Origin of the sequence: Pseudomonas sp. TH41, from assembly GCF_016650695.1 — a bacterium.
GTDB lineage: Bacteria > Pseudomonadota > Gammaproteobacteria > Pseudomonadales > Pseudomonadaceae > Aquipseudomonas.
This window is the reverse complement of record NZ_JAEKFH010000003.1, coordinates 1,345,309-1,360,361: the sequence shown is the minus strand read 5'-3', so window position 1 is coordinate 1,360,361 and position 15,053 is coordinate 1,345,309. Positions and strand designations below refer to the sequence as shown.

Annotated in this window: 14 protein-coding genes; 10 read left to right on the top strand and 4 right to left on the bottom strand. The window is 57.8% G+C overall.

The window, feature by feature from the left end; translation table 11 throughout:
- Positions 1 to 122: 122 nt before the first annotated feature.
- Positions 123 to 1,817: a lactate permease LctP family transporter gene (locus JFU37_RS08950; RefSeq protein ID WP_201114954.1), complete on the bottom strand. Its 1,695-nt coding sequence runs from the start codon at positions 1,815 to 1,817 to the stop codon at positions 123 to 125.
- Between the two features lie 262 nt (positions 1,818 to 2,079).
- Between JFU37_RS08950 and JFU37_RS08945 the strand changes: the two genes are divergently transcribed.
- Positions 2,080 to 2,847 (top strand): GntR family transcriptional regulator, encoded by a 768-nt coding sequence (locus JFU37_RS08945; RefSeq protein ID WP_201114953.1) that lies wholly within the window; start codon positions 2,080 to 2,082, stop codon positions 2,845 to 2,847.
- A gap of 147 nt (positions 2,848 to 2,994) precedes the next feature.
- Here the strand turns inward: JFU37_RS08945 and smpB are convergent, their stop codons facing one another.
- Complete coding sequence (smpB, locus tag JFU37_RS08940) at positions 2,995 to 3,477, bottom strand: SsrA-binding protein SmpB (protein WP_028623113.1); 483 nt, start codon at positions 3,475 to 3,477, stop codon at positions 2,995 to 2,997.
- Between the two features lie 118 nt (positions 3,478 to 3,595).
- Here smpB and JFU37_RS08935 point away from each other — a divergent pair, with 118 nt between their 5' ends.
- The 3 genes from JFU37_RS08935 to JFU37_RS08925 are packed head-to-tail and all read left to right on the top strand — an operon-like array spanning position 3,596 to position 5,748.
- Complete coding sequence (locus JFU37_RS08935; RefSeq protein ID WP_201114952.1) at positions 3,596 to 4,999, top strand: sodium-dependent transporter; 1,404 nt, start codon at positions 3,596 to 3,598, stop codon at positions 4,997 to 4,999.
- Between the two features lie 7 nt (positions 5,000 to 5,006).
- A complete protein-coding gene (locus JFU37_RS08930) occupies positions 5,007 to 5,441 on the top strand; it encodes a type II toxin-antitoxin system RatA family toxin (protein ID WP_201114951.1) in 435 nt (144 codons plus the stop codon).
- A complete protein-coding gene (locus JFU37_RS08925) occupies positions 5,434 to 5,748 on the top strand; it encodes an RnfH family protein (RefSeq protein WP_201114950.1) in 315 nt (104 codons plus the stop codon). The genes JFU37_RS08930 and JFU37_RS08925 overlap by 8 nt, the downstream gene beginning before the upstream one ends.
- A 59-nt stretch (positions 5,749 to 5,807) precedes the next feature.
- On the opposite strand, the gene JFU37_RS08920 is transcribed toward JFU37_RS08925, so the two are convergent.
- Positions 5,808 to 6,335 carry an outer membrane protein assembly factor BamE gene (locus JFU37_RS08920; protein WP_201114949.1) on the bottom strand — a complete coding sequence of 176 codons (528 nt, stop codon included), beginning with the start codon at positions 6,333 to 6,335 and terminating at the stop codon, positions 5,808 to 5,810.
- A gap of 97 nt (positions 6,336 to 6,432) precedes the next feature.
- Here JFU37_RS08920 and fur point away from each other — a divergent pair, with 97 nt between their 5' ends.
- The gene (fur, locus tag JFU37_RS08915) at positions 6,433 to 6,837 is read left to right on the top strand and encodes a ferric iron uptake transcriptional regulator (protein ID WP_003197684.1); all 405 of its coding nucleotides are present in this window, start codon (positions 6,433 to 6,435) and stop codon (positions 6,835 to 6,837) included.
- Between the two features lie 75 nt (positions 6,838 to 6,912).
- Here the strand turns inward: fur and recN are convergent, their stop codons facing one another.
- The gene (gene recN / locus JFU37_RS08910) at positions 6,913 to 8,586 is read right to left on the bottom strand and encodes a DNA repair protein RecN (protein WP_201114948.1); all 1,674 of its coding nucleotides are present in this window, start codon (positions 8,584 to 8,586) and stop codon (positions 6,913 to 6,915) included.
- 240 nt (positions 8,587 to 8,826) lie between these two features.
- On the opposite strand from recN, the gene grpE reads away from it, so the two are divergent.
- The 5 genes from grpE to carA all read left to right on the top strand — a co-directional run bounded on the left by grpE (position 8,827) and on the right by carA (position 15,046).
- A complete protein-coding gene (grpE, locus tag JFU37_RS08905; RefSeq protein ID WP_201114947.1) occupies positions 8,827 to 9,393 on the top strand; it encodes a nucleotide exchange factor GrpE in 567 nt (188 codons plus the stop codon).
- Between the two features lie 102 nt (positions 9,394 to 9,495).
- Positions 9,496 to 11,412, top strand: coding sequence for a molecular chaperone DnaK (dnaK, locus tag JFU37_RS08900; RefSeq protein WP_201114946.1), 1,917 nt, complete (start codon positions 9,496 to 9,498; stop codon positions 11,410 to 11,412).
- Between the two features lie 297 nt (positions 11,413 to 11,709).
- Positions 11,710 to 12,834: a molecular chaperone DnaJ gene (dnaJ, locus tag JFU37_RS08895; protein WP_201114945.1), complete on the top strand. Its 1,125-nt coding sequence runs from the start codon at positions 11,710 to 11,712 to the stop codon at positions 12,832 to 12,834.
- Between the two features lie 9 nt (positions 12,835 to 12,843).
- Positions 12,844 to 13,650 (top strand): 4-hydroxy-tetrahydrodipicolinate reductase, encoded by an 807-nt coding sequence (dapB, locus tag JFU37_RS08890; RefSeq protein WP_201114944.1) that lies wholly within the window; start codon positions 12,844 to 12,846, stop codon positions 13,648 to 13,650.
- Positions 13,651 to 13,909: 259 nt separating this feature from the next.
- On the top strand, positions 13,910 to 15,046 hold the full coding sequence (carA, locus tag JFU37_RS08885) for a glutamine-hydrolyzing carbamoyl-phosphate synthase small subunit (protein WP_201114943.1): 1,137 nt from the start codon (positions 13,910 to 13,912) through the stop codon (positions 15,044 to 15,046).
- Positions 15,047 to 15,053: the final 7 nt, after the last annotated feature.

The following is a 15,053-nucleotide window of genomic DNA, read 5'->3' as shown; positions in this document are numbered from 1 at the left end:
CCGTCTGTTGAGGCTGCTGAATATAGAGAGGGAAGCTTTCAGCAGCCTTACAGACCGGGTGGTGAATAGCTGACGCCGGAGTCGTGGTCCGGCGTCGGTTTTTTCCGTGGTGCCTGTCGCTTTTAGTGCACCAGCATGCCGGTGAACCAATAGGCCTGAGCCAGGGTGATCAGGCCGACAATCGTTGCAAAAAACAGGCTGTGCTTGAGGGTGAAGCGGAACAGGTCCGACTCCTTGCCCACCAGTCCGGTCGCGGCGCAGGCCACGGCGATCGATTGGGGCGAGATCATCTTGCCGGTCACGCCTCCGCTGGTGTTCGCCGCGACCAGCAACACATCGTTCACGCCGATCTGGTGCGCGGTGGTCGCTTGCAACGAACTGAACAACGCGTTGGACGACGTATCGGAACCGGTCAGGAACACGCCCAACCAGCCGAGGAATGGCGAGAAGAACGGGAACGCCGCGCCAGTGCCGGCCAATACCAATGCCATGGTGGATGACATGCCCGAATAATTGGTGACGAAGGCGAAAGCCAACACCATGCCGATGGACAGAATGGGCCAGCGTAGTTCGTAGAAAGTCTCTCGCAAAGTGGTCAGACCAATTTTTACATTGATTTTCAGCACCAGCATCGAGATCAGTGCGGAGAAGAAAATAGCCGTGCCGGTCGCGGAAATCGGATCAAGTTTGAACACCGCCGGAATAGCGGTCGGAGCGGTCACGATCGGTGCGACCTTGATCACCATTTGATCCAGGTGCGGGATCGCGAAGTTGAACACCCAGCTGTACATCGAGCCGCCAGCGGCAAACATTGCCTTGAACGGTTTCAGGGTCCAAATGGTGACCAATACGGTGAGGATCAGGAACGGCGACCAGGCTTTGAAAATTTCCAGGAGACTGTAGGGCGAAGCCACTGTTGTGCGCTTTTGGCCGAAACCGCCGACGCTGGCGGTCACCACGGAAGCCGAGACGGCGCCGGCGATGTGTTGACCAGCGGCGCGTTTTGGCTGCCAGACTTTGAGGAACAGTGTCAGGGAAATCAGGCTGACGAGCGCCGAGGTGATGTCCGGCAGTTCCGGGCCAATGAAGTTCGAGGTGAAGTATTGGGTGATGGCAAAGCTCAAGCCGGCCACCAATGCGGCTGGCCAGGTTTCACGCACGCCACGCATGCCGTCCATCATGAACACCAGCCAGAACGGCACGAATAGCGACAACAACGGCAGTTGGCGACCGGTCATGGCGCCAATCTTGAACGCATCGATGCCGGTGACTTGCCCGGCAACAATGATCGGAATCCCCAGGGCGCCGAAGGCTACCGGTGCGGTGTTGGCGATCAGGCAAAGGCCTGCGGCGTACAACGGGTTAAAGCCCAGTCCTACAAGCAGTGCGGCGGTAATCGCTACCGGCGCACCGAAACCGGCTGCACCTTCAAGAAACGCACCGAAGCAGAAGCCGATCAGCAGCACTTGCAGGCGCTGGTCGTCGGTGATCGACAGTACGGAGCTGCGGATCACTTCGAACTGGCCGCTCTTGACCGTCAATTTGTAGAGGAACACGGCTGCCACAATGATCCAGGCAATCGGCCACAGACCGTAGGCGAAGCCATACCCGGCGGCGGCGAAAGCCATATCGACCGGCATCTGGAAAGCGAAGATCGCCACTGCAATGGACAGGGCGAGCGTGATGCTGCCGGCCACATGACCTTTGAGGCGGAACACGGCCAACGCCAGGAAGAAAAATACGATAGGGATAACGGCCGCGAGCGCGGACACGCCGAGACTGCCGAGCGGGGTATAGAGCTGTTGCCAGGTTTGCATATGGGGTGGCCCCTAATTGTTGTTGGTCAGGCACTGTCAGCGTTCTTGGTTAATTGGTAATACCAATTTACAATCGCTGTTGGCTAGGGTAAAAGCCTTGTAGGTGGTGTGTCAATTTGCCGCCCTAAAACTTTTGTCGAATACGTGGGTGTGCAGATCATCGGGGCCGTTCGATCAACTACCGTCTGATAGGTGCTGGCGCAGCGCCTATAGGCCAGAATAGAGGCCCCGGCGAGCCGTCGGGACCGTGGAGAAATGAGTTATGGGGTTTGATCAGATTCGTCAGCGCCGTTTGTCTGACGATATTGTCGAGCGGCTTGAGGGGATGATCCTCGAAGGCACACTGAAGGCTGGCGAGCGCTTGCCGGCCGAACGCGCGCTGGCTGAGCAGTTTGGCGTGTCACGTCCTTCGTTGCGTGAAGCGATTCAGAAATTGGCGGCCAAAGGGCTGTTGGTCAGTCGTCAGGGCGGCGGGAATTATGTGGTGGAGTCGCTGGGGTCGACCTTTAGCGATCCGCTGTTGCACCTGCTGGAAAGCAATCCCGAGGCTCAGCGCGATCTGTTGGAGTTTCGCCATACCCTGGAAGCGTCCTGCGCCTACTACGCGGCATTGCGTGCGACGGATGTTGATCGCGAGCGGCTGACCACGGCCTTCAACGAATTGCAGGACTGCTACACACGTCATGATGAAGTGAGTCGTACGGAAGAGGGCGCGGCGGATGCGAAATTTCACCTGGCAATCGCCGAGGCCAGTCACAACGCGGTGTTATTGCACACCATTCGCGGGCTGTTCGACCTGCTCAAGCGCAACGTGGTGACCAACATTGGCGGCATGTACAAGCAGCGCACCGAAACCCGTGACATGTTGATTGCTCAGCACCGAGAGTTGTACGTGGCAATTATCGAAGGCAGGGCGGAGCAGGCGCGGGAAGTCTCCAGCCGACACATCTTGTATGTGCAGGAAGTGCTGGAAGAGGTGCGGCAAGAAGTACAGCGCATGGCTCGGGCGGAGCGACGCAAGGGGATGTGATCGCATTTAAACGCAAAAGATCGCAGCCTGCGGCAGCTCCTACAGTGATCGTGTTTTAACCCGTTTTATCGGGTGCACACACACATCCGTAGGAGCTGCCGAAGGCTGCGATCTTTTCGTTAGCGCCACAAAACTCAGGCCGAAAGATTAATCTTCCTTGCCCTTGTTCCGAACCGCACGCTGCAATTCGCGACCGGCGTCACGTTCGCGTTCGGTATCACGCTTGTCGTATTCCTTCTTGCCCTTGCCCAGAGCGATCTCGCACTTGACCATGTGCTTGCTCCAATACCAGGACAGGCACACGCAGGCGTAACCTTTTTGCTGCACGGCAGCGGCCAGCTTTTCCAGCTCGCGCCGGTTGAGCAGCAACTTTCGGGTGCGGGTCGGGTCAGCGATGACGTGGGTGCTGGCGGTCATCAGGGGCGTAATGTGGCTGCCGAGCAGCCAGGCTTCGCCATCCTTGAGCAGTACATAACTGTCAACCAGTTGTAGCTTGCTTGCCCGCAGACTTTTTACTTCCCAGCCGGCCAGGACCAGACCAGCCTCGAACCGATGTTCGATGAAGTAATCGTGTCGCGCCTTTTTATTTTGCGCGATGGTCCCTGTTGGGTGTTTCTTCTGTTTAGCCATAGGGGCGGCATTATAGGGAGTTGCAAGCGAGTCGGCTACGGTGATGCTACGTGCTTGAGCAGGTTGATTGAATCCCGGACAATGCGGCCTCTTTTTTGAATGCTTGGGCGTGTTAACGATGTCGACAGACAAGGTTTCAGTCCACGGCAGTTGGGCTAGCCGCTGGGTCTTCATACTCGCCGCGACCGGTTCGGCCGTGGGGCTGGGTAGCATATGGAAGTTCCCGTACATGGTCGGCGTCTATGGCGGCGGCGCGTTTGTGCTGATGTTCCTGGTCTGTATCGCGCTGATCGGTGTGCCCGTCATGCTCGCGGAAACCCTGATCGGCCGCCGTGCCCGCCAGAGCCCGGCCAACGCCTTGAAGGTGCTGGCGCTGGAGGCTGGGCATTCGGCGAAGTGGTCCTGGGGCGCATTTGCCGGGATGATCACGGCGTTGCTGATTCTGTCTTTCTATAGTGTGGTCGGCGGCTGGTCGCTGGATTACATCATCGACATGGGGCGGGGTGACTTCCAGGGTGTGACGGCCGATCAGGTCGGCGCGTACTTCGGCAATGTGATCGCCGATCCATGGCGCCTGACACTTTGGCACACAATATTTATGCTGCTGTCCGCCGCCGTGATTGCCAAGGGCGTAGTCGCCGGCCTGGAGCGCAGCTTGCGGATCATGATGCCTCTGCTGTTTGTGATGGTGATTGTTCTGCTGGGCTACAGCATGACCACCGGCCATTTCATGGAGGGCGTGCATTTCATGTTCGACTTCCACCCGGAAAAAGTACTCGACGGTTTGCTGCCCGCGATGGGGCACGCGTTTTTCTCCCTGAGCGTCGGGGTCGGCTCGATCATGATCTACGGCGCCTACATGCCAAAGCATTCATCGATCTCCGGCACCATCGTTGGCGTGGCGTTGCTCGATACCTTCGTTTCCCTGGTGGCCGGCCTGGCATTGTTTCCGATTGTGTTCGCCGCCGGCCTGAACCCGAGCGAAGGCCCAGGCCTGATGTTTGTCAGCCTGCCATTTGCCTTTGGTAACGTAGTGTTCGGCCAGCTGATGGGCGTAGTGTTCTTCGTATTGGTAGCGATTGCGGCCTGGAGTTCAGCGATTTCCTTGCTCGAACCGATGGTGGCTTACCTGGTTGAACGGACGAATGTCCGCCGCGCCTGGGTGACCTTCTGGCTGGCGTTCACCTGCTGGTTTGTCGGTCTGGGCACGGTGTTTTCCTTCAATATCTGGAAGGAAGCCAAATTTTTCGTGAACGAAGGTGGGATGTTCCATCTCTACCAGTGGGGCGCTGCCGGTGGTCTGGGCTTCTTTGGGGTCATTGATTTCTTTACTTCGCGGATCATGTTGCCGCTCGGTGGCTTGTGTTTCGTGGTGTTTGCAGGCTGGGTGATGGGCCGTGAAGCGGTGCGCGACGAGTTGTCGACCCGTAACCCGGTGCTATTCACCCTGTCCTTGTTTTTGATGCGCTATGTGGCGCCCATCGGCATTCTCGTAGTGTTTGCCGCCCAGCTGTGGAAGTGACGCTGACATGACGACACATATTCAACGTTCGGCCTTGCTGCCGTACCCGGCACAAGCGCTGTATGACCTGGTCAACGACGTGGCGCGTTATCCGGAGTTTCTACCGTGGTGCTCTGCCGCCGAAGTGCTGGAAAGCTCGCCCGAGCACATGCGCGCCAGCGTGGGTGTGGCCAAGGGTGGCCTCAGTCAGCACTTTGTGACGCGTAACATTTTGGTGCCCGGGCAATCGATCGAGATGAATCTCGAGGAGGGCCCGTTCACTCAGTTGCATGGCATCTGGGTGTTCAAGGCGTTAACCGATAAGGCCTGCAAGATCAGTCTGGACCTGTCGTTCGATTACGCCGGGCCAATTGTTCGCGCGACCCTGGGGCCGTTGTTCAATCAGGCGGCTAATACGCTGGTCGATGCATTCTGCCAGCGCGCCAAGCAGATGCATGGTTGAGGTCGTGATCGAGGTTGAGGTGGTGTATGCCGCCGTTGATCGTCAGGTGCTTCTCTGTGTGACGGTGCCTACAGGTACGACAGTGCGGACGGCTTTGCTCAAATCGGGAGTGGCCGAGGAGTTTCCAGAGCTGGATCTGGCTGGTTGTCCGGTAGGCATCTTCGGCAAAGTGATCGTTGATCCAGACAAACGTCTGGTTCAGGCGGGGGATCGCATCGAGATTTACCGGCCATTGCTGGCTGATCCGAAAGAAGTTCGCCGGTTGCGCGCCATCAAGGCTGCCGAGGCCAAGGCTCGAAATCAATAACGAACTAAACGTCAGGCAATAAAAAGCCCGGCATGCCGGGTTTTTTATTGCGTCGCAAATTATTGCGGCGAGGTTTCCAGAGGTTCTGGACTCGGGATCGGAACGGTTTCTACACCGTCGACGTCCTTCTGGATCTGGTCCAGCAACGAACCTGGCTTGACCGGTTTTTCCGGCTTCGGCTTCTCGACGTTTTCTGCTGGTGCAGCGACTTTCGTGCCGTTGTCCTTGCCGAGAATGGCTTCGTCACGGCTCACGCCTGGCATGAAATCACCAGAGAGGCTGACAAGCTGGTCATTTGCGTTGAAGATAACGCTCATGCGTTCCTGTTGGCGTTCACCGCCACCTGGTTGCAGGCTGTACAGGTAATCCCAGCGATCGGCATGGAACGTGTCGGTCAGCAGAGGGTTACCCATGATAAACCGTACTTGCTTGCGGGTCATTCCCGGGCGTAACTGGTCTATCATGTCCTGCGTGACGACATTGCCCTGCTGGATGTCGATTTTGTAAACCCCGGGGAATGAACAACCGGCGAGTGCGAGCAGTCCCACAAAGGTGAAACTGGTTAGCAAGAGCTTGGTGTTTTGCATCGGTGGGCGACTTCCACTATCTTGGCTGGGACAACGTAAACGCCGATCATACCCGCATTAAGAGAAGCTGCGAAGCAGCATCGCGAGAAAGCTGACCATGGTTGAAAATAGCGAACTACGCAAAGCCGGCCTCAAAGTGACCCTTCCACGGGTCAAAATTCTGCAAATGCTCGATTCCGCCGAGCAACGCCACATGAGCGCCGAAGATGTCTACAAAGCGCTGATGGAGGCTGGTGAGGACGTCGGTCTGGCCACGGTTTACCGTGTTCTGACCCAGTTCGAGGCAGCTGGCCTTGTGGTGCGGCACAACTTCGACGGAGGCCATGCGGTCTTCGAGCTGGACGACGGCAAGCATCACGACCACATGGTCAACGTCGAGACCAGTGAAGTCATCGAATTCTTCGACGAAGAAATCGAGCGGCTGCAGAAAGCCATCGTCGACAAGTATGGCTTCGAGATGGTTGATCACAATTTGGTGCTGTACGTACGCAAGAAAAAGTAAGCATGTCGCGCGAATTAAAGGTTCGCGAAACGAGCGAAGGCGACCCCAGGGTCGCCTTCGTGCTTTCCGCCGTTCTTAAATTTTTGCGGTGATGACCATTTTCTTCGCGTGAGCCAGGGATTCTTTGGTCAGGTCGATGCCCCCCAGCATCCGCGCCACCTCTTCGACACGATCGTTCTTGCTCAACTTGGAGACCGCCGTGTGAGTCGCATCCTCGCCGCGCACTTTGTGCACGAACAGATGCTGATGGCCCTGCGCCGCCACTTGCGGCAGGTGAGTCACCGTCAGAACCTGCCCGCGCTCACCGAGTCGGCGCAACAATTGGCCGACGATCTCGGCGGTCGGGCCGCCGATGCCTACGTCCACTTCGTCGAACACCAGCGTGGGTACGCGGGAGGTCTGCGCGGTGATGACCTGAATGGCGAGGCTGATCCGCGACAGTTCGCCACCCGATGCAACCTTCGCCAGGGCTTTTAGCGGCTGGCCGGGGTTGGCGCTCACCAATAGTTCTACCTGTTCCAGCCCATTAGGCAGCAGTTCATCGCTGCTGTTAGGGCGCAGTTCGATGGTGAAGCGCCCGCCGGGCATGCCCAAACGCTGGATTTCTTGCTCCACGGCACTGGCCAGGCTGTTCGAGGCTTGATGGCGCAAGTCACTCAGGTCCCTGGCTTTCTCCTGGTAGTGGCGGGCATAAGCGGCCAGTTCGTCGCTCAGCCGTTCGATGGATTCATCGTTGGCGTTCAGGGTTTCGATTTCATCCAGCAGTTTTTGCTGCATCTCGGCAACTTCGGTTGGCTGGATACGGTGTTTGCGCGCCATGGTGTAGATCGCGTCAAGGCGTTCTTCCAGGTACTGAAGGCGTGCCGGGTCGGCGTCGAAGTTATCAAGGAAGCGATTCAGTTCGCCCACGGCTTCTTCGACCTGAATCTGCGCGCTGGTCAACAGGCTGCTGGCCTCACCCAGAGCGCCGATCGAATTGTTGACGCTCGACAAGCGGTTGAGGCTGGCGGTCAGGGCGTTCAGGACATTGCCGGAATCACTTTCGCTGCATTGTTCGACCACTTGCCGGCAGATGCCCAGCAGGGTTTCGGCGTTAGTGAGGTTCTTGTGTTCCTGTTCTAGTTGGTCCAGCTCGTTTTCGCCGAGGCCGAGGTTTTCCAGCTCTTCCAGTTGATAACTGAGCAACTGGTGGCGAGCGCGTTGCTCGTCGCCGGAGTTGGAGAGGCGTTCCAGCTCCTGGCGGGTCTGGCGCCAGCGTTGGGCGGCCAACTGAACCTGGCGGGCAAGGTCGGTAGCGCCGGCGTATTCGTCGAGCAAGCGGCGGTGGGTGTCGGTCTTGAGCAGGGACTGGTGCTCATGCTGGCTGTGGATATCAATCAGCAATTCGCCCAGAGCCTTGAGATCGCCGAGCGGGCAGGGCGTGCCGTTGATATAGCCACGCGAGCGCCCTTCTGCGGTGATGACCCGGCGCAGGATGCAGGGGCCGTCGCTCTCCAGATCACGTTCGGCCAGCCATGCGCTGGCTTCCGGAATGTCGATCAGGTCGAAGGTTGCCAGGATGTCGGCCTTGTCGGCGCCGGGGCGGACCACGCCGCTGTCGGCGCGATCACCCAGGGTCAGGCCCAGGGCGTCGAGCATGATCGACTTGCCGGCGCCGGTTTCCCCAGTGATCACGCTCATCCCGCGATCGAGTTCGAGATCGAGATGTTCAACGATGGCGTAGTTGTGTACGGACAGGTGCACCAGCATAAAGGCCGCTCCCAGGCTTTAGGTCTGGTTATTTATACAGTGTTTTGTTTCGGGCTGACAATGCCCTCCTTTAGCTCGATGTGCTTGGTCCGACGAAATACTTAGTACGGCATGGAATGACAATACAGTTGTTTTTGTAGGGTTAATCATCAAGCACCCCTTGAAGCTCATTTTTGCGGCCCCATATAGCTGGGCAGAAGCGCGAGTTGAGATCGCGGACGATATTGAAAGGAGAAATCTATGGCTGACGAACAGACAGTGGATACGCAAAATCAAGACGCCAACCAGGGCCCTGCGGCTTCGGGTGAAGACCTGGCGGCTCGTGTACAAGTGCTCGAAGAGCAACTGGCAGGCGCACAGGATCAGGCTTTGCGTGTAGCCGCCGATCTGCAGAACGTCCGCCGTCGCGCCGAGCAGGATGTCGAAAAGGCTCACAAATTCGCGCTGGAAAAATTCGCCAGCGACTTGCTGCCGATCGTCGACAGCCTGGAGCGAGGCCTGGAGTTGTCCAGCCCGGACGACGAAAGCATTCGCCCAATGCGCGAAGGCATCGAGCTGACCCTGAAAATGTTCCAGGACACCCTGAAGCGTTATCAGCTGGAAGCGATCGACCCGCATGGCGAACCGTTCAACGCCGTTCACCATCAGGCAATGGCCATGCAGGAAAGCGCCGACGTCGAGCCGAACAGCGTGCTCAAGGTGTTCCAGAAGGGCTATCAGCTCAATGGTCGCCTGCTGCGCCCGGCCATGGTCGTGGTCAGCAAGGCGCCTGCGCCAGTTTCGCCTTCGATTGACGAGCAGGCTTGAAATTAGCCGCAAGGCCCCCATTTAGAAGTCAAGCGTTTAAGTGCTACCGCAGTTAGCCACCACTGCTGCGGCAACCAAATCCAAAGTTTCGGGAGAGTGAACATGGGCAAAATTATCGGTATCGACCTGGGGACTACCAACTCCTGCGTCTCCGTGCTTGAAAACGGCGTAGCCAAAGTTATTGAAAACGCTGAAGGCGCGCGTACTACGCCGTCGATCATCGCGTATGCCAACGATGGCGAGATCCTCGTGGGTCAGTCGGCCAAGCGTCAGGCTGTGACCAATCCGCACAACACCCTGTACGCGGTGAAGCGTCTGATCGGTCGTAAGTTCGACGAAGAAGTCGTTCAGAAAGACATCAAGATGGTGCCTTACAAAATCGCCAAAGCTGACAATGGCGACGCTTGGGTTGAAGTGAACGGCCAGAAAATGTCGCCGCCACAAATCTCGGCTGAAATTCTGAAGAAAATGAAGAAAACCGCCGAAGACTACCTCGGCGAACCAGTGACCGAAGCGGTCATCACCGTTCCGGCTTACTTCAACGACAGCCAGCGTCAGGCGACCAAAGACGCCGGCCGTATCGCGGGTCTGGACGTAAAACGTATCATCAACGAGCCAACCGCAGCCGCTCTGGCTTACGGTATGGACAAGGCGAAAGGCGATCACACCGTGATCGTTTACGACTTGGGCGGCGGTACTTTCGACGTTTCCGTGATCGAAATTGCTGAAGTCGATGGCGAGCATCAGTTCGAAGTATTGGCCACCAACGGTGACACGTTCCTGGGCGGTGAAGACTTTGACATTCGTCTGATCGACTACCTCGTTGACGAATTCAAGAAAGAAAGCGGCATGAACCTTAAAGGTGACCCGCTGGCCATGCAGCGCCTGAAAGAAGCCGCTGAAAAAGCCAAGATCGAGCTGTCCTCTGCTCTGTCGACCGACGTGAACCTGCCGTACATCACTGCAGACGCCACCGGTCCTAAGCACTTGAACGTGAAAATCTCCCGCGCCAAGCTCGAAGCGCTGGTAGAAGACCTGGTTCAACGCACCATCGAACCTTGCCGCATCGCTCTGAAAGACTCCGGCATCGACATTGGCGCCATCAACGACGTGATCCTGGTCGGCGGTCAGACCCGTATGCCACTGGTTCAGAAGCTGGTGACCGAATTCTTCGGTAAAGAAGCGCGTAAAGATGTGAACCCGGACGAAGCCGTTGCCATGGGTGCTGCCATCCAGGGCGCAGTATTGGCCGGTGATGTGAAAGACGTTCTGCTGCTCGACGTCAGCCCGCTGACCTTGGGTATCGAAACCATGGGTGGCGTGATGACCGCGCTGATCGAGAAAAACACCACGATTCCTACCAAGAAATCGCAAGTGTTCTCGACGGCCGACGACAACCAGGGCGCTGTGACCATTCACGTGCTGCAAGGCGAGCGTAAGCAAGCTGCCCAGAACAAGTCCCTGGGCAAGTTCGACCTGGCCGAGATTCCGCCAGCTCCACGCGGTGTGCCACAAATTGAAGTGACCTTCGACATCGACGCCAACGGCATCTTGCACGTAGGCGCCAAAGACAAGGCCACCGGCAAGACTCAGTCGATCGTGATCAAGGCTAACTCCGGTCTGTCCGAGGAAGAGATTCAGCAGATGATTCGCGATGCTGAAACCAACGCCGACGAAGACCGCAAGTTCGAAGAGCTGGCAACGGCTCGTAACCAGGGCGATGCGCTGGTTCACTCGACTCGCAAAATGGTCGCTGACGCTGGCGATAAAGTGACTGCTGAAGAGAAGGCTGCAATCGAAGCGGCTGTGGTTGCGTTGGAAGCCGCTGTTAAAGGCGACGACAAGGCTGCAATCGAAGCCAAGGTTGAAGAGCTGTCGAAAGTCTCCGCTCCAGTGGCGCAGAAGATGTATGCCGAACAGGCTCAGCCAGCTGAAGGCGCAGCACCGCACGACGAAAAAGCTGAAAAAGCAGACGACGTTGTCGATGCTGAGTTCGAAGAAGTCAAAGACCACAAGTAAGTTGTTGGTCGCCCGGTTGACTGCCTTAAGGCGGTGACTGGTAGGATGTCGCCGCGCGGGAGCTTGCTCCCGCGTTGGCGTGTCTGGAGTTAGTGAATTTTTACAGCATGCGACAGCGTTCGGGTGCTGAAGGTATGGCCGGGAATGCTCCTGCTTTTCGAGCCGAAAGTACCGCATCGAATCAAAGACCAGGATCGTTGAATTGACGTGAGTTGGGTCCGGGCCTGTATTGGGGCTCAACGAGTTTGGCGAGGCTCAGGAGAGGTTTGCCGAACGTCCTTAAGAGTGCAAAGACTTATGGCAAAGCGTGACTATTACGAAGTATTGGGTGTTGAGCGTGGCTCAAGCGAAGCAGACCTGAAAAAGGCCTACCGTCGCCTGGCGATGAAGCACCACCCGGACCGTAATCCCGACGACAAAGCGTCGGAAGATATGTTCAAAGAGGCTAATGAAGCCTACGAAGTGCTGTCCGACTCCAGCAAGCGCGCGGCCTACGACCAGTATGGTCATGCCGGTGTCGACCCAAGCATGGGTGGCGGCGGTGCCGGGTTTGGTGGTCAGAACTTCTCCGACATTTTTGGTGATGTCTTCAGTGACTTCTTTGGTGGTGGTCGCGGCGGTTCCCGTGGCGGCGCGCAGCGCGGCAGCGACCTGCGTTACACCCTGGAGCTGAATCTGGAAGAAGCGGTGCGCGGCACGACCGTGAATATCCGTGTTCCGACACTGGTCAACTGCAAGCCGTGCGATGGCTCGGGTGCCAAGAAAGGCTCTTCGCCGATCACCTGCCCGACTTGCGGCGGTATCGGTCAGGTCCGCATGCAGCAAGGCTTTTTCTCGGTGCAGCAAACCTGTCCGCGTTGCCATGGGCAAGGCAAAATCATTTCCGATCCGTGCAACTCCTGCAATGGCGAAGGGCGTGTCGAAGAATACAAAACCCTGTCGGTAAAAGTGCCGGCCGGTGTCGACACCGGCGATCGCATTCGCCTGTCTGGCGAAGGCGAGGCGGGTGCGCAGGGCGGCCCGACTGGCGACTTGTACGTGGTGATCAATGTGCGCGAGCACGCGATCTTCCAGCGCGATGGCAAGCACCTGTTCTGCGAAGTGCCCATCAGTTTTGTAGATGCTGCATTGGGTGGCGAGCTGGAAATCCCGACCCTTGATGGTCGCGTCAAGTTGAAAATCCCGGAAGGGACGCAGACCGGCAAGCAGTTCCGTGTCCGCGGCAAAGGCGTTGCGCCAGTGCGTGGCGGTGGTGCCGGTGACCTGATGTGCCGTGTGGCGGTCGAAACTCCGGTCAATCTGGGTCGTCGTCAGCGTGAATTGCTGGAAGAGTTCCGCAGCTCGTTGGCGGACGACAACAGTCATTCGCCGAAAACCACTGGTTGGTTCGAAGGCGTGAAGCGCTTCTTCGGCGATTTGTAAGGAGTCTACATGCGACGTATAGCTGTGATGGGCGCTGCCGGGCGCATGGGCAAGATTCTGGTCGAAGCGGTGCAGCAACGCGCGCCGCTGACTGGCCTGACGGCGGCCATTGTGCGCCCTGGCAGCACGCTGATTGGCGTGGATGCGGGTGAATTGGCTTCGCTCGGGCGTATTGGCGTGCCGCTGTCCGGTCATGTGGAATCGGTGGCTGAAGAATTCGATGTGTTGATCGACTTCACGCTCCCGGAAGTCATGCTGAAAAACCTGGCGTTCTGTCGTAAGGAAGGCAAGGCCATGGTGATCGGTACGACTGGGTTGGACGCTGCGCAGAAGCAGTTGCTGGTCGAGGCAGGTAAGGACATTCCTATCGTGTTCGCGGCCAATTTCAGTGTTGGCGTGAACCTGTCGTTGAAGCTGCTGGATATGGCGGCTCGTGTGCTCGGCGATGACGCGGATATCGAAATTATCGAGGCTCACCACCGGCACAAGATTGATGCACCTTCAGGGACGGCGCTGCGTATGGGCGAAGTGATCGCCAGCGCTTTGGATCGTGATCTGCAAAAGGTCGCGGTGTATGGTCGTGAAGGGCACACCGGTGTGCGCGAGCGTGAAACGATTGGCTTTGCCACTGTTCGCGGTGGTGATGTAGTCGGCGATCACACCGTGCTGTTCGCTTGTGAGGGTGAGCGTCTGGAAATCACGCACAAGGCGTCCAGTCGCATGACCTTCGCCAAGGGTGCGGTGCGCGCGGCGTTGTGGCTCGATGGTCGTGAGTCAGGCCTTTATGACATGCAAGACGTGCTCGACCTGCGTTAATATGCGCCCGAAATCGGGTTCAAACGCAGCGTTTGAGCCCGGTTTTACTCCGTCAAGCGACGTCCTGTCGCATTCCCCAGCCTTTAAGGCTCATTGGCGGTAGACCAAAAATGCCTTTTTCTGTAAGCTACAGCTTTAGTGTGTCCACTAAAAGCGCGCAGAATTATTCGGTGAAGAAGCGGGGTGACGTGTCCATACGTCACTCCGCTTTTTTACAACCTGCGATCGCCCTTTCAGGCTTTATTTACGGGAGGTCTTCTTGACTAAGCCAGCCATACTCGCCCTTGCTGATGGCAGCATTTTTCGCGGCGAAGCCATTGGAGCCGACGGTCAAACCGTTGGTGAGGTGGTGTTCAACACCGCCATGACCGGCTATCAGGAAATCCTTACCGATCCTTCCTACGCCCAACAGATCGTTACCCTGACTTACCCGCACATCGGCAACACCGGCACCACGCCGGAAGACGCCGAGTCCGACCGTGTCTGGTCCGCTGGCCTGGTCATCCGTGACCTGCCGCTGGTTGCGAGCAACTGGCGTAACACGATGTCTCTGTCCGACTACCTGAAAGCCAACAACGTCGTGGCAATCGCCGGTATCGACACTCGCCGCCTGACACGCATCCTGCGTGAAAAAGGCGCACAGAACGGCTGCATCATGGCCGGCGACAACATTTCCGAAGAAGCCGCCATCGCCGCCGCCCAGGGTTTCCCTGGCCTGAAAGGCATGGACCTGGCGAAAGTCGTCAGCACCAAAGAAAAGTACGAGTGGCGCTCGACTGTCTGGGATCTGAAAACCGACAGCCACGCAACCATCGACGCGTCCGAACTGCCGTACCACGTAGTTGCCTACGACTACGGCGTCAAGTTGAACATCCTGCGCATGCTGGTTGAGCGCGGTTGCCGCGTGACCGTGGTGCCGGCTCAAACGCCAGCCGCTGAAGCGCTGGCCCTGAAGCCGGACGGCGTGTTTCTGTCCAACGGCCCTGGTGATCCGGAGCCTTGCGACTACGCGATCCAGGCGATCAAGGACGTGCTGGAGACCGAAATTCCGGTATTCGGCATCTGCCTCGGTCACCAGCTGTTGGCCCTGGCCTCTGGCGCCAAGACCCTGAAAATGGGGCACGGCCACCACGGCGCCAACCACCCGGTCCAGGACCTGGACACCGGCGTTGTGATGATCACCAGCCAGAACCACGGTTTTGCGGTGGACGAAACGACCCTGCCAGCCAACGTTCGTGCGATCCACAAATCGCTGTTCGACGGCACCCTGCAAGGCATCGAGCGTACCGACAAGAGCGCCTTCAGCTTCCAGGGTCACCCTGAAGCCAGCCCTGGCCCGAACGACGTAGCACCACTGTTCGATCGCTTCATCAACGAAATGGCCAAGCGACGCTAATCGCTCG